Below are 18,575 nucleotides of genomic sequence, written 5' to 3' on the forward strand. Positions count from 1 at the left end.
ATGGTGAGTAAAAAAGGTCAGTATAAAGCATACTGACCTTTTTTATTTAACACAATCATAATAAACAAAAAACCCTGGGTTTAACAATGAACAGTTGTTTTGTGCTCTGTACAGGATGTGTTAATGATGACCTACAATCAGCTTTCCGATAACGATTTGCTCCTGCTCTTAAAACAAAGAGACCATCAGGCCTATACGGAAATCTACAAAAGATACTGGAGTGTACTTTACCGCTATTCCAGAAAAATCCTTCAGAACGAAAACGAATCCAAAGATGTTATCCAGGACGTGTTTGTAATGATCTGGTCAAAGTCCGACCAACTGGACATACACAGCTCTTTATCTTCCTTTCTTTATACCACAGTAAGAAACAGCATTCTGAAAATCTTCACCAAAACCAAGGTTAAAGAAAAATACATGAGTTCTCTTGAAAAATTCATGGAAGAAGGAACAGATACAACCGACCACCTGCTCCGGGACCGGGAGCTGGCCTCAAGGATTGAAAAAGAGATTGCCCGCCTACCACTTAAAATGAGGGAAGTTTTTGAACTCAGCCGAAAAGACTTTCTGTCAAACAAAGAAATCGCAGGAAAAATGGAGATTTCTGACAAAACGGTAAAAAAACAAATCAACAACGCCCTTAAAATACTCCGCTTAAAACTTGGCCCCCTGGCCGCCCTGTTCCTGTTTATTCATTTCTAAAAATTTATTTTTATTTTTTCTACTACCAATGGCCTGGTAAAAGATCATAACCATACAAACCGCTCAAAACGGGGAATATGGAAAACGAACGCTCAAAAAAACTACTTGAAAAATACCTGGCCGGTCAATGCACGGCCAAAGAAAAAGCCATTGTAGAAACCTGGTACCTTAGGGAAACCGATCAGCTCCCGGCAGATATAGAAGAACCGGACTATGAGAAACTCGAAAAAGAAATCTGGTCCAATATCCACAAGCTGCATCCTGAAAAAGCCAGTTCCGGCACCAAAAAATTCTGGTATGCCGCAGCAGCAATCCTTGTGTTGTGCGGCAGTTTATATACCGGAGCTTATTTGAGCGGTGCCTTTTTACCTGACAGCCAATACGAGGCTGTAAAAAATGATATCCAACCAGGTAAAAACAAAGCCATTTTAACCTTATCCAACGGCCATAAAATTAGCCTTGATGATGCCCTTAACGGAGAAATTGCCAAACAATCTGGTTGCCGAATTAGTAAAACAGCTGCCGGCCAGCTGATATACACCCTTGAATCAGAAAGCCCGGCCACGACCACAGGATTAAACAGCATAGAAACACCAAGGGGCGGACAATACCAGGTCAACCTTCCTGATGGCACAAAAGTATGGCTTAATGCCGCTTCTTCTTTAACCTATCCTGCAGCTTTTACCGGTCAACAACGCCAGGTGCAGCTCAAAGGCGAAGCCTATTTTGAAGTGGCCAAAAACAAGCAAATGCCTTTTATTGTCAGCAGCGAAAAACAGAAAATTGAGGTACTTGGTACGCATTTTAATGTCAATGCCTATGCAGATGGAGAACCTGTCAGGACCACTCTTGCAGAAGGTAGCGTCAGAATCTCTTTAACTCAAAACCCTGCTGAACAAGGCCTATTAAAGCCAGGGCAGCAGTCTGTTGCAGGAGCACATTTAAAAATTGTTCCTGTCGAGGTGGAAGAGTTCCTTGCCTGGAAAGAAGGACTGTTTATGTTCAACAATGAGAACCTGGGCAGTATTATGAAAAAGGTAGAGCGCTGGTATGATGTTCAAATAAATTTTCAGGAACCCGTTTTAGCTGAACGCCGCTTCAGCGGCAGTGTATCCAGGTTCAGTCAGGTTTCCCAGCTTTTAAAAACATTAGAATTAACAGGGTCTGTTCACTTTAAAATTGAAGGGAGGAAAATTATAGTTACAAAATAAACCAGCAGGCCAAAGGATTCGAAAAAGGGTCAGCGATGCTGCGAACATCACTGACCTGTAAGGGTTTTACCCCGCATGTTTTATTGCGGTTGGCCGAATATACTAAGCGATAGAATACTTGAAACTCACAATAAACAAACAAATGTATACAATTTATACTGTTTTTTTCCACAGGCTAAAATCCTGTGTTGCTAAATTTTTTCCCGTCAGGCGATCGGATATTTCCTATGCTGACGGAACATTTAAAAGACAATTATTAATGAGCATTAAGCTTACCACAGTTTTAATGATTACTTTCCTGCTCCAGGCCAGTGCCAGCAGCAAGGCACAGAACATCTCCCTGACCGGCAGCAACATTCCTATCAAATCTGTGTTTAAAGAAATCAGAAAACAGACCGGTTATAATGTTTTTTGGGAACAGGACAAGTTAAATGCCAGCCAGAGGCTGAACATTCATTTCAAACAGGCAAGCCTGGACCAGGTGATGAAAAAATGCCTCGAGGGCCAGCCGCTAACCTATACCATAGACAACAATACCATTGTCATTAAACCCGAACAGGGCACTATACTACGCAATATCGTCCGGTTTTTTACAGATCTGGAAATTAAGGGGACCATAACTGATGAAAAAGGTTTACCCATGCCTTTTGTTTCCATTCAGGTCAAAGGCACAAAAACCTGGTATAAAACAGACGAACAGGGCCATTTCCGCTTACGCGTTCAGGAGGGTGGTGCAGTACTGGTTATTTCCTATCTGGGTTACCAGACCCGGGAAATTGAGGTCAAAAAAGCAGAAGACCTGCAAATCACCATGGTTCCGGCACATGCTGACCTAAGTGAAGTTGTGGTTGTGGGCTATGGGACACAGAAAAAGGCAAACCTGACCGGTTCTGTGGATGCCATTACGTCCAAACAACTTGAAAACAGGCCCATTGCGAATTTAGGACAGGGATTGCAGGGACTGATCCCCAATCTGAACATTACCATTGCCAATGGCCAGCCCAATACCCCGCCCGAATTTAACATCAGGGGATATACTTCATTAAATGGTGGAAGCCCTCTAATTCTGGTTGACAATGTGCCTTTCTCGGCTTCGGAACTACTGATGTTAAACCCTTCGGATATTGAAACCATTTCTGTGCTCAAAGACGCCGCAGCTGCAGCCATTTATGGAGCAAGGGCTGCCTTCGGGGTGGTGCTGATCAGTACAAAAACTGCAAAAAGCGATCAGCTCAATGTAAGTTTTAACAGTTACATGGCCATCAGGACCGTCGGAAAACTTCCGGCTGTGGTTACAGATCCCTATATCGCCCTGAAAACCAAAAACGAAGCCGCTTATCCCTTGTACAACCCAGCCTTCAGCCCGGCCCTTGTTGAGGCTGCACGTTTACGTTCCTTAGATTCTTCCTTGCCCAATGTGGTTACCGACCCAAATGATCCCAACAAATGGTTTTACATTGGCAGTACAGACTGGCTCCGGGAAGCCTATAATAAAACGGCGCCAAGTTATAATGCAGGCATGAGTGTTTCCAAAAAAACAGAGCAGCTGAATTATTATTTTTCTGCAAATTACTATAACCAGCAAGGTTTGGTACGCGATGCAAAAGAGAAAAACAATCTTTACAACCTGCGGGGGAAAGTTGATTTCAACATTACAAAATGGCTGACCCTTTCCAACAATACCATGCTCAGCCAAAGCATTTATGAAGCTCCAACCATTATCGGGGGCTCTTATTTTTCGAACATCAACAGGACCCTGATCACTGATATCCCTAAAAACCCTGACGGGTCCTGGACATCGGCTGGTGCAAGTATCCTGGGTGCGGCAAAAGAAGGTGGCCGTACCAGTGTCAATCACCATACCGTTCAAACCACTTTCTCTTTTGATGCCTCCCTGATCAAAGATGTATGGAGCCTAAAAGGAGATGCCACCTTCAGAAGACTCGACAGCTTATACAGGTCTTATGAAATACCCGTACCTTATAAAACCGGTCCTAATTTATCCCCTCCGCTATCCAGCTCTACTTCGGCAACAGACAAAAATGCCAGCGTCCGCTATGATGTGGTCAATTTATATACCGAAGCCCACAAAAAACTAGGTAATCATTTTGTTTCAGGCCTGGTCGGTTATAACCAGGAACATTACATCAACACCAGTTTTCTGGCTTCCAGAAAACTCCTGATTTCCAACAACATTCCTTCTGTAAACCTGGCAACCGGGGATCAGACCGTTACCGAAAATATTGCAGAATGGGCCGTACAGGGAATTTTTTATCGCCTGAACTATAACTTCAAAGAAAAATACCTGCTTGAGTTTAACGGTCGTTACGATGGCTCCTCCCGTTTTGCCGCAGGTAAAAGATGGGTTTTTGTTCCTTCTGCTTCTGCCGGCTGGCTGTTATCGGAAGAACACTTTTTTGCCCCAGTTAAACAAGCTACAGGGTTAAATCTTTTGAAAATGAGGGCATCCTATGGCGTACTTGGCAATCAGGCTTCCGTAAGGGAATACGACTACCTGGCCATTCTTCAAAGCAAAAAGGGCGGACAAATTCTGGATGGGAAACAGTCCACCTATGTCAATCCTCCGGGAGCCATTTCCAATGACTTTACCTGGGAAAAGGTTTCGACCATTAACATGGGAATTGACATGGCCTTTTTCAAAAACAGGCTGGAAGTTAACCTGGATAAATACACCCGGTATACAAAAAACATGCTGGTTCCCGGGAAACTTCTTCCTGCAGTATTCGGAACCGCTTCGCCCACATCCAATTCTGCAGACCTGAAAACCAAAGGCTGGGAAGTAAAGCTAAGCTGGAGAGATGCAGTACCACTTGCAGGATCACCGCTTTCCTACAATGTCACTTTTGCACTGAGCGACAACAGGGCCTACATTACCCGTTTTGACAACCCGACCAAAATGTTTGGAAAAAACAATTATTATGAAGGCATGGAAATTGGTGAAATATGGGGTCTTGAAGCCGAAGGCTTTTTCCAGAATGCAGAAGAATTAAAAAACCATGCCAACCAGACTGCTGTTGGAACAGATGACCAAAGGTACCAGTATTATGTTGGCGACATTAAATTCAAGGACCGCAATAAGGATGGTAAAGTAGATTTTGGGAATAAAACGGTTGACAACCCAGGTGACCTTTATAAAATCGGCAACAGTCAGATCCGTTTGCCTTACAGTCTGGACCTTTCGGCCGCCTGGAAAGGATTTGACATCCGGGTATTTTTGCAGGGGGTAGGCAAAAGAGATTGGTATGCCTCCGGGGGCAATATTTATTTCTGGGGGATTTATGCCCAGCCCTGGACAAACGTGACCGTTCAGAACCTGGACCACTGGAGCCCTGAAAACCCGAATGCTTATTTTCCAAGAGTCAAAGCTTATTCTGCCGAAGATACGGGAGAAGAACTGGGCATACCGAATACCAGGTACCTCCAGAACGCAGCCTATTTAAGGGTAAAAAACCTAAGCCTGGGTTACACCCTTCCTAAAAGTGTGCTCAAAAAACTCAAACTGCAAAACGTTCATTTTTATGTGAGCGGGGAAAACCTGTTTGAATATTCCAAACTAAAGGTCAAACTGGATCCTGAAGGCCTACAAGGGAACATCTATCCTTTTCAGCGGACCTACTCCTTTGGCATGAACCTTAATTTTTAACCCCATCTTATGAAAACAAAATATTTCAACCACATACTGATTGTCCCGGTCATCATCCTTATTCTTTCGGCAGGCTGCAAGAAAGATTTTCTGGACAGGCCACCTCAAACTTCTATTAATCCAAAAGATTTTTTTAAAACCACTGCCGATCTGGAAACCTACAGCAATGGTTTTTATGAAATGGGCGGCATGACTTCTTTCAGTCCGGCCTATAACGATCTGTTTTCAGATAACATTTCGGTAAACCTGGGCGGAAGTGAGGTCGATAACCTGATCCGGGGGAAAATTAACCCCGCCAATGTTTCGGCCGATTCCTGGGACTGGAAAAACCTTCGGAGAATCAATTACATGCTGAACAACCTGCAGGATGTGAAAGGCGACCAGGCTACAATTGACCATTTTAAGGGCATTGCCCGATTTTACAGGGCTAACTTTTATTTCGAAATGCTTAAACGCTTCGGAGAAGTCCCCTATTATACCTCCGTATTGGATGCAAAAGACGAAGCCGCCCTTTATAAAGCAAAAGACCCGAGGCCACTGGTGGCCGACTCCATCCGCGCAGACCTGGAGTATGCCGCCAGCCGCATCAAAGCAGGGGGCAGCAATACCCGCATTACCAAATGGGCCGCAACAGCCTTACTGGCCAGATTTTGTCTCTTTGAAGGTACCTTCCGTAAATATCACGATGAACTGGGCCTTCAAAACACTGCAAACGGCTTCCTGGAACGAGCTGTATCAGCTTCAAAGGAAATTATGGGCGCTGGTTTCAGTATTTACAATACCGGCAAAAAAGGAGAGGATTACCAAAAACTCTTTACCAGTGCAGACCTGAGTACAAACAAAGAAATGATTTTTTATCAGGACTTTGACCAAAGCCTTAACCGGGCCAACAGTACCCATTATGTTTTTGACTGGCAGTATTCACTGAGTAAATCTCTGGCAGATACTTATCTGATGCTGGACGGAACAGCCTTTACCTCCAGCCCGGACTGGGACAAAAAGACCTATACCCAGGTTTTCAAAAACCGGGACCCCAGAATGGCAGTTACCATTATGCCTCCGGGCTTTTCGACCACTGCCGGAGGAATTCCGAATAAAATCAGGCCAACCTTTGGAGGCTATCCGCAGATCAAATTTTACGCAGTTGATCCCGTTACCAAGGTCTATACGGAGTTTACAGACCTTCCTCTGATCCGCTATGCAGAAGTACTTTTAATTCAGGCTGAAGCAAAAGCAGAGCTGGACAATATCTCTCAAAATGATCTGGACCTGACCATTAACCTCTTGCGCTCCAGGGCTGGTGTGGCTGCTTTGAACCTGGGCAATGCCAATTCAAATCCAGACCTCATTCTGCAAAACATCTATCCGCTGGTTACCGGAAGTAATAAGGGACTGCTGCTGGAAATACGTCGTGAACGTAATGTAGAACTGGCCTGCGAAGGTTTCAGGTTTGCCGACCTGCTCCGCTGGAAAGCAGGAAAACTGCTGGAAAGACCCACTCAGGGTATATACATCCCTCAACTGGGCGCTTATGATGTAACCGGAGATGGAATAGAGGACATTGCCATTTTACAATCCCCGGCAGACGAAAGTCCGATTGCTCCTTTACCGGAAGCAGTCCGCTCCAAACTTCTTAAATACTACTTAAGCAGCAACAGTTTCTATTTAAGCAACACCAGTTCAGGATTTATCATGTTCCCGGAAAACCTCAGTAACCCCCGCCTTTTTGCGGAACCCAAGTATTATTATTTCCCGATCCCTCAACAGCAGACCATCCTGAACCCTAAATTAAAACAACCACAGGGCTGGGAATAAACCTGCACCCAAATAGAACAAAATGAAAAGAAGAAATTTAATAAAAGCATTGCCCCTGGCCACCATGGCCCTGGCATTTGGTGAAATTGGTTATGCCGCCAGCCCGGAAAAGGTTCAAAAACCAGGTAAAAAACCAGTACTCACCATCGCCCATATTACGGATGTACACATCCGCAAAGGAGACAATGCCCCCGAAAGATTTAAAAAATGCCTGAAGGAAATTGTAAGCATCCATAAGCCCGATTTTTTCTTAAACGGCGGTGATACCATCCACGATGCCTCTTACGACAATGTGGTCAGGGAACAGGTAACCGAACAATGGGCCGTTTGGGATGAATGTACAACAATGCTTTCTTCCTATGAAGTACACAGCTGTATCGGCAACCACGACACCTGGTGGGCAGCCCCTTCCAAAGAAGATCAGATGTATGGCAAAGACTATGTCGTCAAACGTTTAAAAATACCCAAACGTTATTATAGCTTTTCGAAAAAGGGCTGGCATTTTATTGTACTGGACGGAAACAATAAAAACATTACGCTCGACCCCGAGCAATTTAAATGGCTGGAAAAAGAACTGGAAGAACTCCCCCAAAATACCCCGGTCCTGTTGATGTCCCACTACCCCATATTAACAGTTACCAATACCTGGGAAGGTGGGCAACATGGAGACCACAAAGAACTCAAACAACTGTTTTACAAACATAAAGACAAAGTAAAAGTCTGTCTGAGCGGTCACCAACATTTACTGGACAGAGCCTGGTACAATGGCATAGAATACTACTGCAACGGTGCAATGAGCGGTTTCTGGTGGGGTAAAGGCGATGCAAAATCTGCCAAAGCCTATTATTACCAGGAAACACCTCCGGGTTATGCCATTCTTAAATTATATGAGGATGGTTCTTTGGAAAATACTTATATCCAGACAACATTGTAAAACAAAATCCACTATTGCCTGCCGGTTTTTGGCAGGCAATAGTTTACCAAAACCAGGAAACAATCACTTAAAACACTGAACAACAGCAAACTGAACAAAGTGAATGCTTCAACTGGCTAAACCTTTATTTACTTTTGATAAAAGCTAAGTTTATGGAGCATCCCGATCAAAATAAAAAAGATCTTCCTGAAACCAGCCTGTCCCAGGAAAGTCGCAACCCAAGCCTGTCTGAAATCCGGGCAGCTCTACAGGAACGCTTTATACAAGTGAACCAAAAACTTGTCGAGTTAAAGGAAGAATCAGACAAATGGGTACTGCAGCAGAAAATTTCAGGAAAAGGCATATTCTAGAGCACCTTGTTATTGTCCTTCCAGTGTTTTAACCAGCAACCTGTAGTTACGGACACTCACGCTGTCCGGGGAATTCGCCGGTTCTTCTATAAATTCTTTCAAAGCCTTAATGTACTCTTTTTTGAATTCCTCATTTCCCGGACTTGCCTGATACTGTATTGCAGCCTTCTCTACGGGTTGTTTATGCTCCCCAATTAACATGGACCTTCCATAGCTCGATTCATCACTCAGGATCACGATATTTTTTTCATAACCCGGTATGTATTTCACCGCAATCTGTGCACCTGCATCCGGAAGCCGGATGTTATTTCTAATCGGATAAATGACTGCAGTCATGGTTGAAAAATCACTCAATACATCCTTACCATCGGCCGTTTTAACCAGCACATCGTAATCGGAAATATACTGATCATTTAAGGTGGAATTTGTTTCAACAACCTGTGTTACAACAGCAGTGCCCTGTATACCGAATTTATTCAGGAACCAGGCGTTGAGAAACTGGGCGGTAAAGATATTGACAAAACCCAGGATGAGCCCTGCAATTAGCCAGGAAAATTTTCGTCTTAAAATACTCACGATAAGACTAAGCACTATAATGACCAACATGGACAGAATAGAATGATGGTTAAGAAAATACAGTAATGCAGAAATGGTTTTCATAGTCGAACCCTATAGCACAAAAAAAGGGCCGAAATAAACGTCCTGCTCATTCACAATCCCATCATTATAATGACTTTATCTCAATAAAATCCTTAAAATGCCCGCAGATGATTAAATTTGTACAAAATTTCTGCATCACCAAGCCTGCGCATCCATACTCACCTGTAGATGCATCTAAAGATTAAGCCCTTTAATTGACTTACTGAATGCAAAAACTTATATTAGTTCGGATATGGAGAATGTTGTGTTCCTGGTTACTGTGTTTCTGACACTCCTTGTGGCAGCCATCCCCTCTTTTTCGGAGGTCATCAAAAGTGGTCCGGGAGGAAAAATTAAAGGCTTTACCATTAATGGCTGGATTACAATTGCCCTGGTGGTCATTGCGATTTTACTGCAATGCATCCAGTATCAGAGAAATGCACAGATCAGAGAACAAAAAAAAGCCCAGTACCAGCGCGAACTGGAAAAAAAAGACTCCCTAAACAAAAGCCTGCTTATTCAAAACAATAAAGAGCTGCTTGGAACGGTCACTTCCAGCCTGGCACAATATCATTTTCGCTATGACAGTGCCCAAAAAGCAATCCACACTTTTCCAGGCGGGGCTGCAAAAAACGTAAAAACCGCCGGCAGGAATAAAACGCCGGTCATTTTTATATCCCGTATTTTACTGGACAGTTTTAAAAATGATAAATACTATTTTTCGGTCGTGGTCAGCAGCCCTAAAAGCCAGGCCTGTCATATACACCTTAACCTCCGCGCAGCATCCTGGACAGGGAGTGCCTATAGTAAACCCGGTGAACAGGTCAGCTACAGTGAAGACCGGATGACCGGAAACCGGCGTTATACCTTAAGCTTGTACAAAACAGCGGCCCAAACCGCTTTTTATGCTTTCTATTTCCATGGTAATTATGCAGACTGCAAAGGCAGGACAATCCCTTTTAAAAAAGTGTATGGTTACAGCACCAGTAAAGGTCTTTTGAACAAGCCTGTGGAAGAACAAGCTGCACTAAGTTTATTTGAAGGGAAACCCTAACCTTATTTACAATATCTTTTCATCGCATCCAATATCATTGGTTTACGATCGCCCAGGTCATAGGAAGCCTTCAGATCAGAGCATATTTTATTAAGGTCCTTTTCTAATCCCTTTTTTCTAAAAAATTCTTATACTTGCAAAACATACTAACTGGTATCTTATGAGTAAGGCAGCAGCGACCCGTTTAAATATTCTGAAAAAATCCTTTGATCTGATTTATAAAAAAGGCTATCAGGCCACCAGTATCGATGACATTCTGTCGACTATGGAAGTGACCAAAGGCGCCTTCTTTTATCATTTTAAAAATAAGGAAGAAATGGGTCTTGCCCTGATCCGGGAAGTAATGAGACCAGAAATGCGGGATATCCTTTTTCAGCCACTAACCCGGGCAGAAGACCCTCTTTCGGAAATTTATGAAATGATTGGGAACCTGCTGCAGGACCAAAGTTTTTTTGACTTCAGATATGGCTGCCCAGCCATTAACCTGATCCAGGAAATGGCACCCACCAATGAAGACTTTAAAAAAGAGCTGACCAGCCTGATGAAAGACTGGCAGGGCGTTGTTAAAAACAGCCTGGAAAAAGGAATAGCCATGAACAAGGTCCATGCAGGGGTGGATCCGGCACAAGCTTCACTTTTTATCATTTCCGGATATGCCGGCATCAGGAGCATGGGAAAAATTTTTGGCCCACAGATGTACAGCGCTTATCTGAAAGAACTTAAAACTTATCTCGACCAACTCAGATCAGCATAGGTTATGAAAGCAAAACTGTTTCTTGTCCTGCTGATCCTATTGCCCGTTTTGTATATACTGACCTGTAACAAGAGCAAAAAAAGCACCGGGGCGGCACAGGTCCATTTCCCTGAAAAACTCTCTGGTTTTAAACTTTTCCAGGGTAACCCTGTTCTGCTTGTACCTGCAGCCGGATTGGAAGTTCAGGAGCTTTCCGCTACTCTTTTTACAGATTATGCAAAAAAACAGCGCCTGCTAAAACTTCCCCCCGGAACAAAAGTTATTATTAATGATAGCGGTTTGCCCGTTTATCCCGAAGGGAGCATATTGGTTAAAACCTTTTATTATCAGAAAAACGAAAAGGATACCAGCCAAGGGAAGCAGCTGATTGAAACCCGGCTGCTTCTGCTGAAAAACGGACGCTGGAATGCCGGGACTTATCGCTGGAACCAGGCCCAATCCGAAGCCTTCTATCAACCGGGGGCCTCGGATGTTGCTGTCAACTGGACAGATGAAAAAAACAACAACCGCAAAGTTCTTTACCACATCTCCGCTCCGCAAGACTGCATAAGCTGCCATCAGTTTTCGGGTGAAATTATACCATTGGGGCCCAAAGCAATCAATTTAAACAGAACCGTTCTGCGCAACGGAACAAAATTAAACCAGTTGCTGTATCTCCAGAAAAAAGGACTATTGAAAATGAATATTCCTGTTTCCAAAATTCCGATTATGCCTGATGATGAAAATGAGCAGGCAAGCATCACCGAGCGCGCAAGGGCCTATCTGGATATCAATTGTGCCCATTGTCACCGGCCCGGAGGAACTGCTTACCGCCAGTCGCTGGCCCTCTCTTACCAGGTTCCCTATAGTCATACCGGCATTGGAATCAACAAAAGAAACATTATAGAAAGAATGAGCAGTCCAGGTATTTACCATATGCCTAAACTGGGTACAACCTTATTGCATACAGAAGGCATCAGCCTGATTAATGGGTACCTGAAAAGCCTGGACCCTAAACAATAGCACAACTACAATTTTAAATAAGTTTATATGGAAAACAAGCTGATCAAGACCCCAAAATCCTATGTAACCATTACCATTTCTGACTGTGACATTATGGGGCATTTAAACAACATCAAATACCTGGAGTATTTTATAAATGCCCGGGAAGAACATTTATGGGAAGCCTACCAGCTTCGCATTATGGACTATGTTAAAACAGGTATCGGATGGGTAGTGGGTAGTCATGAAATTAAATACCTCAGGCCTGTGATTTATTATGATAAAGTCTGCATACGCACGGCCGTCATTAAAATTGCAGCTTCGGAACTCATTGTAGAGAGCGTAATGATGGATGAACAGGAAAATTCTTTAAAATCAATTCTCTGGACCACTTTTGTTCCCGTAGAAGTTAAAAGCGGAAAAAGGGCCCAGCACCCGGAAAGTTTTATGGAGTTCGCAGAAAGTGTTGTACTGCAAAACATCGATTTTGAAGCGGGTATTGCAGGAAGAATTAAAGCGCTGAAAATGGACCTCAAAAGTTAAACTGACAAAAACTTAATGTACCCCTGATGTGTTGTTCACATGACTTTTACATATTCAGGTACAATTGGCGCCCTCCCCTTTACTGCGAATTCATTTAACCTACATTAAAACAAAACACTATGGCAAACAAAGATCTAACGATTATTTTCGTTCATGGGGCCTGGGGCGATGGCTCTCACTGGAAACACATTATTCCGGTATTGCATAAAGAAGGCTATAAAGTCCGGAGCGTTCAAAACCCGCTGACTTCTCTGGCAGATGACATTCAAAAAACCAAAGATTTAATTGATGCGCAAAAGGGAAAAGTCCTGTTGGTAGGGCATTCCTATGGAGGTGCTGTTATTACCGGTGCCGGAAACCACGACCAGGTTGTGGGCCTTGTTTATGTTGCCGCATTTGCTCCCGATGAAGGAGATAGTTTAGGCGGTATATTTTCACGCAGGGAACAGCCTGCCGGAGGTGCCAGCATTTATCCGGACAGTAAAGGCTATTTATGGATTAAATATGATGAGTTTCATAAACACTTCTGCGCAGACCTTCCTGAAGAAGAAGCCCTGGTGATGTCATTGGCGCAAAAAGCCATCCATAACCAGTGTTTTGGTGACGCCACCACCACACCCGCATGGAAAACAAAACCAAGCTGGTACCAGGTGTCCGATCATGACCATATGATCCCACCACAAACACAACAGGAAATGGCAGATCATATTAAAGCCAAAAAAATCATTCACCTGAATTCAAGCCATGCTTCACTGGCCAGTCATCCAAAAGAGATCATTGCCCTGGTTAAAGAAGCAGCGGAAGCTGTTGGGTAATCAATAGAAAAGCTCCGGACTTAATGGTCCGGAGCTTTTAAAAATCAATCACCTGCCCTTCATTTATAAAACGGGTATCTTTAACCGCACCCGTACCATTAAAACGGTATTGCAAGCCTATAATATCACTAGGTTTATTGGAAAATTTAAGCCTGTAAGCTTCCAACCCATTAACAAAAAAACGCATATCCCGGTTGTGGCTTTCGACCCTAAGTTTTACCCACCGCCCCAGGTCACAGCCAAACCCAGACAGGTCGGCACGCTTGCTTAACACCTCCTTTCCTGCAGCATATAGGTAAATATCCCCAATACAGCCTTTAGAGCAAAGCGGAACAGCAATCACATCATTCTTGCAAAGGATTAACACTTCTACCCGCTGACAGGCCGCAGTCCCTTGCTGAAATTCACTCTTTACCATCGTTTCAAAAATAAAGTTGTCATTCTTCAGAGCGCCCAAATCCCTTACGTTATAAAAACGCAAAGCCGGCAATGAAGGCTGCAGCAGAACATTGTATTTAGAAAGCAGCTCTTCATTGACCTGTATCTCATGCTCTTTAAGTACTTCATTTTTTTTAAAATACAAGGGGACATCACTGTTTTTATAGATCATCGCCAACCAGCCACCTGATGAAATCATCAAATCATGCTCTTTTACGATCTGGGAGCCAACGATCAGCTTTGCCCGGTAATAACCGGGCTGATAATAAATAGCCGAATAAGTATGTTCCATTTTAGGCACAGATACTTTACGGCTTACATCCCAGGACTGTGCAATAAATACAGAATCTGCGTCCGCAGCCCTGGCATCATAATTAAAGATGACCGAATTGGGCAGCCCTTCTGTTTTGATTTTATTGCTGCTGAAGGTATAGTCAGAAAAATCAAAATGGGCACTGGCCCCAACTTTTGTTAAAAGTAAAACACAAACCGCAATTAGCAGCAGGGACAAGCCCATTAACCCATATTTCCAATTCCAGGTATTTTTTTTCGCGTCCGCAATTCGTAAAACTGACTGTTCTGCCTGCCCTCCCGGCACCTCATTTTTAAAGTCCCTCCAATCTTTATACCCTAAAAATTTTGCTAAGGTGTTCAACGTTGTTATTGCGGGCATACTGGTATATTTCAGCCTCCCCCATAATCGTTTCAATGTAGTGACACTCAAAACCACAGCCGTAGCTTCCTGAATTTCAATGCTGAGTTTTTCGAAATCATAACCTGTCCAGTCCTGTGCAAGCCCACGGCCAAGTTTGCTTTCTATTAATTCCAGACATTTTTTAAGATGTTGTAGCTCCGGACTGTTGTTCATTCTCTTTTTTGGTCAATCAATTTAAAGACTTGCATGCATTTGCACAAACTTGGCGCCGCATTGAATGGTTTGCGGACAGGTTATTATTCAAATTTGTACCTCATCCATTTAAATCAAGACAAGATATGACAAAAACAGTAAAAGCCCTCTTCAAGCACCTTCGTTCCTCAAAAAACAATCTTTTTAAAGGTAGCATTTTGCTGCTCCTGATTACCGGTATAGCAAGTCCTAAAATTATACTGGCACAGAATTCAACCCAGGCCTACAGGGTCGTTAACCGGAGCATGCATCTGGATAAGAAATCTGATGCACTGCACCTTAACGAAGTGGAGGGTGCCGGCATCGCCTGGATAAAGAACAAAACATTTACCAATGGCACCATCGAATTTGATGTAAAAGGGAAAGACACGCTCCAGAGCAGTTTTGTTGGAATTGCTTTTAACGGATTAAATGACACCACTTATCAATGCATCTATTTTAGGCCTTTTAATTTTCTTGCAGCCGATCCGGTTAGAAAATCACATGCAGTACAATACATTGCCATGCCAAGACACGACTGGCCAACCCTGAGGGACAATTTTCCGAATCAATATGAACAGCCCATATCGACCCCACCCAATCCGAATGAATGGTTCCACGTAAAAATACAGGTCTCTGAAAAACAAATCAGTGTTTATGTAAACGGAAATAAAGATGCAGCCCTTACCTTAAAACCTCTGGTCAATACCTGGGGGAAAATGATCGGCTATTGGGCCGGCAATGGTTCAGGTGGAGACTGGAAAAATTTAAAGATAACTTCCAGGTAACCGTTGAATATAAAAGCATCTTTACAAAATTGTAAAGATGCTTTTTAAAGGAGAATGTTACTTCAACGTAAACAGGACTTTGTTTTCAGGGTCGACGCTGTAACTTTCTATTTCGCCCTCTGTAATATTCAAAAGCTGTTCTTTGCTGTTGATGTTAACCACTTTATTCAGATAAGCCCCATCCTTTAGCTTGAGTTTAAACTCCAGCGGAAAGACAAAAATATCGTTCTGCTGGGAAATTTTAAGCTGCTTAGCAGATTGCTGAATGGCCAACACAGGAATTTCTTTACTCTTTAACCAGCTGAACAAAAAAGGCTCCATATTTTTACCGGAAACGCGGCTGGACTGACGGATAAAAGATTGAACAGACTGATCGCCCGAACGGATAAAATTTGCCATTAAAGCAGACATATTTTTTTTGCCCAGCTGATGCTCCAGCATATAGAACACCCAGGAGCCCTTGCTGTAAGAAACGCCGCTATTGCTGTAATCTTCCCAAAGTGATTTATTGCCATTAAATTTTCCGTTCAGGTAGTTCTGTTTTTGCGATTGAAAAAAGGTATGAACAATAGAATCACCATACACTGAGGATAAAAGCAGGGATTCTGCATAAGTTGCCCAGCCTTCCATTAAAAAATTAGTCGCGGGTCCCACCGGACTTGTCCAGCCATGAGCAATTTCATGACCGAAAGTTGCCCTGGGAGTGGGTTTATCCCTGATTAAAGAACTTCCTTTTTCTCCGGCAACAACAACACTATTGCTCCTGTTTTTCCAGCCATCTCCGTTCGATCTGTCCTGGACGATACCAAAATAACTACCCAATGGTTTACCAAAATGCTTTTCAAGGGTATCATAGTTTTTAGAAAACTCGGCATATAAGGCCTTTTTTTCGGGCAGAAAATCTTTGGTTGCGTACAGGACAAAGTCAATCTGATCTTTTTTAAATGTACTCACCTCCCAGTCCCTGTCATAGTAAACGGATAAACCAAAAGTCGGATGCTCTGATTTGGCTTCAATTATTCTTACATCACCAATTAAGGATTCCCTTTGGGGCAAACTTGTCGCCAGATGACAGGATTTGGGAATGGTACAATACAGGTTAAAATCAGCCCGGTCATTGGCACTTGAAAAACTGAAAAACGGATGCCAGAAATATTGGTTGCGCATGTGTCCGTAGGCTTGTGAAAAATAGGCTGAATTTTTGTCTTTCTCATCGCTTTCGACCTCTATGGTATAATGAATAATCAGCTGCTGCTTTTTCTTCAATCTGGTATTTACCCATAATAAACCACCTCCAAATGTAAAATCCGTTTTAGCATTATTCAGCAGTAACTTTTCCAGTTTGGCTTTGTGGTTTAGTTTGAGGGCGAAGCCAAAGAAATCATTAACATCAATGCTCAGGGTGTCTTTAACTTTTATCTCTTTTCCAGGCAGCACATCTAATCCGAGCTTGTGTTTTTTGATTTGATTTAAACGGTCAATGTTCAGCCGGTCTTTTACTTCCCATAAAAGACCTGTACGTTGAAATTTATAAATTCCAGTGTAATAATCCGCTAAACTGGTTTCATCACCCGAATTCCCGTAAAAAGCCATTCCGCTTAAAAAAACCCAGGCGCTATCTTTATCCAAACGGATAATTTTAGAGGCCCCCGATGCCTTTTTTAACTTTTTGTTTACCGCATAGGCATAAAATTCCTGCATCCCTTTCAGAGGTACAATTTTATTAAATCCTTCAATATCCTCTTTTTGAAATGCAGAATCGATCAGCGCGATACTTCGTTTCAAATTAATGTCGGCACCGGCTTGGGCAAAGCAGTTAACGGTCATCAGGAACATACTTAGTAAAAGGGAATAAAACAGGATCTTCATTGTAAATCTTTTTATTTGTAAATCAGAAAAGGTATTGGTAAGCAAAGGACACCACAATTCAAAAAAGGTTGCCTGGTCCATCTGGATTGTTATAAATAAATCGTATATTCCATATTGAAATAATAAGTGATATAAGACGCTTCAACCGCTCTTTCTTTATTTGTTGTATCAAACCTTGAAGAAAAGGCCAAAAGCCTGATGTGGACCCGGAAAACATCAACTTAGGATTTGTTATGATGACAATTACAGAACAGCTGCCCTCGGTGGCCCTGCGCAACTACATCAGGTGTTATAGTTTGCGGGAACTGAATACCGGCGGCCAGGATGTACCCAGACTGATCCATGCCATTGATCAGTCTTTTATGACCTTTTGGCTGAGCAAAACCCCATTGTTTAGCCATACACCATCCTTGTTCGGCACGACAGAAACCATACAAAAGGTTAACCTTAATGAACGGCCCTTGCTGGGGTTGCAAACCAGCTTTAAGGGGCATCTTAATTTTAACGGAGTTTACCGTTTCTTTTCTGTGGAGTTTATCGCCAATGGTTTTTTCCGCATTTTTAATATTCCTTTTTCGCATTTAAGCGACCGTTTGCTCCATACAGACGATGTCGTTGGTGTAAATGCCCGGTTTTTACAGGAACAACTGGAAGAATCGGCCTGCATGCAGGAAATGGCACAAGCTGCAGATCAATTTTTTTTAAAGGCTTTTTTAAAAAACCTTCCAAAAAACAATATTGAGAACATCACTGCAGCCTCATGGATTATACAACAATCCAGCGCACCTTTAAATATTGGCGCATTGGCCAGCCAGGTCAACCTGAGCATCAGAGGTCTGGAACGGCATTTCATAGAACAGGTAGGTATTTCCCCAAAACTACTGGCCAGGGTGGTCCGCTTTAACAAAGCCCTTCAATGCAAAATGATTTATCCCGAAAGAAACTGGACAGATATTGCAAACAGTTATACTTATTTTGATCAGATGCACCTGATCAAAGATTTCAAAACCTTTACCGGGCATACGCCCAGTTCATTTCTCAAACAGCTTCCATTGCCCATGCGGGAACGCTTTGGTAAGGACATTAACTAATCTGGCGCTTTTTTACTATTTCCGGGGCTTAAGGCTGGTGT

The 18,575-nt window shown here is 42.9% G+C and carries 16 protein-coding genes; 13 read left to right on the top strand and 3 right to left on the bottom strand.

Annotated elements, in window-relative coordinates:
• The first annotated feature begins 123 nt into the window (after positions 1-123).
• The 6 genes from B0O44_RS13735 to B0O44_RS13760 all read left to right on the top strand — a co-directional run bounded on the left by B0O44_RS13735 (position 124) and on the right by B0O44_RS13760 (position 8,676).
• Positions 124-702, top strand: a complete 579-nt coding sequence (locus B0O44_RS13735) for an RNA polymerase sigma factor (protein ID WP_110831479.1) — start codon at positions 124-126, stop codon at positions 700-702.
• 77 nt (positions 703-779) lie between these two features.
• A complete protein-coding gene (locus B0O44_RS13740) occupies positions 780-1,913 on the top strand; it encodes a FecR family protein (protein ID WP_110831481.1) in 1,134 nt (377 codons plus the stop codon).
• Positions 1,914-2,172: 259 nt separating this feature from the next.
• On the top strand, positions 2,173-5,577 hold the full coding sequence (locus B0O44_RS13745; protein WP_211321376.1) for a TonB-dependent receptor: 3,405 nt from the start codon (positions 2,173-2,175) through the stop codon (positions 5,575-5,577).
• 9 nt (positions 5,578-5,586) lie between these two features.
• On the top strand, positions 5,587-7,392 hold the full coding sequence (locus B0O44_RS13750; protein ID WP_110831485.1) for a RagB/SusD family nutrient uptake outer membrane protein: 1,806 nt from the start codon (positions 5,587-5,589) through the stop codon (positions 7,390-7,392).
• A gap of 22 nt (positions 7,393-7,414) precedes the next feature.
• Entirely contained in the window at positions 7,415-8,326 is a 912-nt protein-coding gene (locus tag B0O44_RS13755; protein ID WP_110831487.1) for a metallophosphoesterase family protein, read from the top strand.
• 152 nt (positions 8,327-8,478) lie between these two features.
• Entirely contained in the window at positions 8,479-8,676 is a 198-nt protein-coding gene (locus tag B0O44_RS13760) for a hypothetical protein (protein ID WP_110831490.1), read from the top strand.
• 9 nt (positions 8,677-8,685) lie between these two features.
• On the opposite strand, the gene B0O44_RS13765 is transcribed toward B0O44_RS13760, so the two are convergent.
• On the bottom strand, positions 8,686-9,336 hold the full coding sequence (locus B0O44_RS13765) for a hypothetical protein (protein ID WP_110831492.1): 651 nt from the start codon (positions 9,334-9,336) through the stop codon (positions 8,686-8,688).
• 232 nt (positions 9,337-9,568) lie between these two features.
• Here B0O44_RS13765 and B0O44_RS13770 point away from each other — a divergent pair, with 232 nt between their 5' ends.
• The 5 genes from B0O44_RS13770 (at position 9,569) to B0O44_RS13790 (ending at position 13,462) form a co-directional block, all read left to right on the top strand.
• Positions 9,569-10,369: a hypothetical protein gene (locus B0O44_RS13770; RefSeq protein WP_110831495.1), complete on the top strand. Its 801-nt coding sequence runs from the start codon at positions 9,569-9,571 to the stop codon at positions 10,367-10,369.
• A gap of 160 nt (positions 10,370-10,529) precedes the next feature.
• On the top strand, positions 10,530-11,123 hold the full coding sequence (locus B0O44_RS13775) for a TetR/AcrR family transcriptional regulator (RefSeq protein ID WP_110831497.1): 594 nt from the start codon (positions 10,530-10,532) through the stop codon (positions 11,121-11,123).
• Between the two features lie 3 nt (positions 11,124-11,126).
• On the top strand, positions 11,127-12,125 hold the full coding sequence (locus tag B0O44_RS13780; protein ID WP_110831500.1) for a hypothetical protein: 999 nt from the start codon (positions 11,127-11,129) through the stop codon (positions 12,123-12,125).
• A gap of 27 nt (positions 12,126-12,152) precedes the next feature.
• On the top strand, positions 12,153-12,647 hold the full coding sequence (locus B0O44_RS13785; RefSeq protein ID WP_110831502.1) for an acyl-CoA thioesterase: 495 nt from the start codon (positions 12,153-12,155) through the stop codon (positions 12,645-12,647).
• A 119-nt stretch (positions 12,648-12,766) separates the two neighbouring features.
• Positions 12,767-13,462: an alpha/beta hydrolase gene (locus B0O44_RS13790; RefSeq protein WP_110831504.1), complete on the top strand. Its 696-nt coding sequence runs from the start codon at positions 12,767-12,769 to the stop codon at positions 13,460-13,462.
• 37 nt (positions 13,463-13,499) lie between these two features.
• Here B0O44_RS13790 and B0O44_RS13795 read toward each other — a convergent pair whose 3' ends face one another.
• Entirely contained in the window at positions 13,500-14,768 is a 1,269-nt protein-coding gene (locus B0O44_RS13795; RefSeq protein ID WP_110831507.1) for a hypothetical protein, read from the bottom strand.
• A 125-nt stretch (positions 14,769-14,893) separates the two neighbouring features.
• Here B0O44_RS13795 and B0O44_RS13800 point away from each other — a divergent pair, with 125 nt between their 5' ends.
• Positions 14,894-15,574: a hypothetical protein gene (locus tag B0O44_RS13800; RefSeq protein ID WP_110831509.1), complete on the top strand. Its 681-nt coding sequence runs from the start codon at positions 14,894-14,896 to the stop codon at positions 15,572-15,574.
• Between the two features lie 57 nt (positions 15,575-15,631).
• On the opposite strand, the gene B0O44_RS13805 is transcribed toward B0O44_RS13800, so the two are convergent.
• Complete coding sequence (locus B0O44_RS13805) at positions 15,632-17,443, bottom strand: M1 aminopeptidase family protein (protein WP_146229834.1); 1,812 nt, start codon at positions 17,441-17,443, stop codon at positions 15,632-15,634.
• Positions 17,444-17,676: 233 nt separating this feature from the next.
• On the opposite strand from B0O44_RS13805, the gene B0O44_RS13810 reads away from it, so the two are divergent.
• A complete protein-coding gene (locus B0O44_RS13810) occupies positions 17,677-18,534 on the top strand; it encodes a helix-turn-helix domain-containing protein (RefSeq protein ID WP_110831513.1) in 858 nt (285 codons plus the stop codon).
• Positions 18,535-18,575: the final 41 nt, after the last annotated feature.

It is taken from the genome of Pedobacter nutrimenti (assembly GCF_003208655.1).
Classification (GTDB): Bacteria; Bacteroidota; Bacteroidia; order Sphingobacteriales; family Sphingobacteriaceae; genus Pedobacter; species Pedobacter nutrimenti.

Excerpts from the sequence above, each read along its gene's own strand:
- B0O44_RS13735 (WP_110831479.1), top strand. The coding sequence starts at position 124 with ATGATGACCTACAATCAGCTTTCCGATAACGATTTGCTCCTGCTCTTA.
- B0O44_RS13740 (WP_110831481.1), top strand. The coding sequence starts at position 780 with ATGGAAAACGAACGCTCAAAAAAACTACTTGAAAAATACCTGGCCGGT.
- B0O44_RS13745 (WP_211321376.1), top strand. The coding sequence starts at position 2,173 with ATGAGCATTAAGCTTACCACAGTTTTAATGATTACTTTCCTGCTCCAG.
- B0O44_RS13750 (WP_110831485.1), top strand. The coding sequence starts at position 5,587 with ATGAAAACAAAATATTTCAACCACATACTGATTGTCCCGGTCATCATC.
- B0O44_RS13755 (WP_110831487.1), top strand. The coding sequence starts at position 7,415 with ATGAAAAGAAGAAATTTAATAAAAGCATTGCCCCTGGCCACCATGGCC.
- B0O44_RS13760 (WP_110831490.1), top strand. The coding sequence starts at position 8,479 with ATGGAGCATCCCGATCAAAATAAAAAAGATCTTCCTGAAACCAGCCTG.
- B0O44_RS13765 (WP_110831492.1), bottom strand. The coding sequence starts at position 9,336 with ATGAAAACCATTTCTGCATTACTGTATTTTCTTAACCATCATTCTATT.
- B0O44_RS13770 (WP_110831495.1), top strand. The coding sequence starts at position 9,569 with ATGGAGAATGTTGTGTTCCTGGTTACTGTGTTTCTGACACTCCTTGTG.
- B0O44_RS13775 (WP_110831497.1), top strand. The coding sequence starts at position 10,530 with ATGAGTAAGGCAGCAGCGACCCGTTTAAATATTCTGAAAAAATCCTTT.
- B0O44_RS13780 (WP_110831500.1), top strand. The coding sequence starts at position 11,127 with ATGAAAGCAAAACTGTTTCTTGTCCTGCTGATCCTATTGCCCGTTTTG.
- B0O44_RS13785 (WP_110831502.1), top strand. The coding sequence starts at position 12,153 with ATGGAAAACAAGCTGATCAAGACCCCAAAATCCTATGTAACCATTACC.
- B0O44_RS13790 (WP_110831504.1), top strand. The coding sequence starts at position 12,767 with ATGGCAAACAAAGATCTAACGATTATTTTCGTTCATGGGGCCTGGGGC.
- B0O44_RS13795 (WP_110831507.1), bottom strand. The coding sequence starts at position 14,768 with ATGAACAACAGTCCGGAGCTACAACATCTTAAAAAATGTCTGGAATTA.
- B0O44_RS13800 (WP_110831509.1), top strand. The coding sequence starts at position 14,894 with ATGACAAAAACAGTAAAAGCCCTCTTCAAGCACCTTCGTTCCTCAAAA.
- B0O44_RS13805 (WP_146229834.1), bottom strand. The coding sequence starts at position 17,443 with ATGAAGATCCTGTTTTATTCCCTTTTACTAAGTATGTTCCTGATGACC.
- B0O44_RS13810 (WP_110831513.1), top strand. The coding sequence starts at position 17,677 with ATGATGACAATTACAGAACAGCTGCCCTCGGTGGCCCTGCGCAACTAC.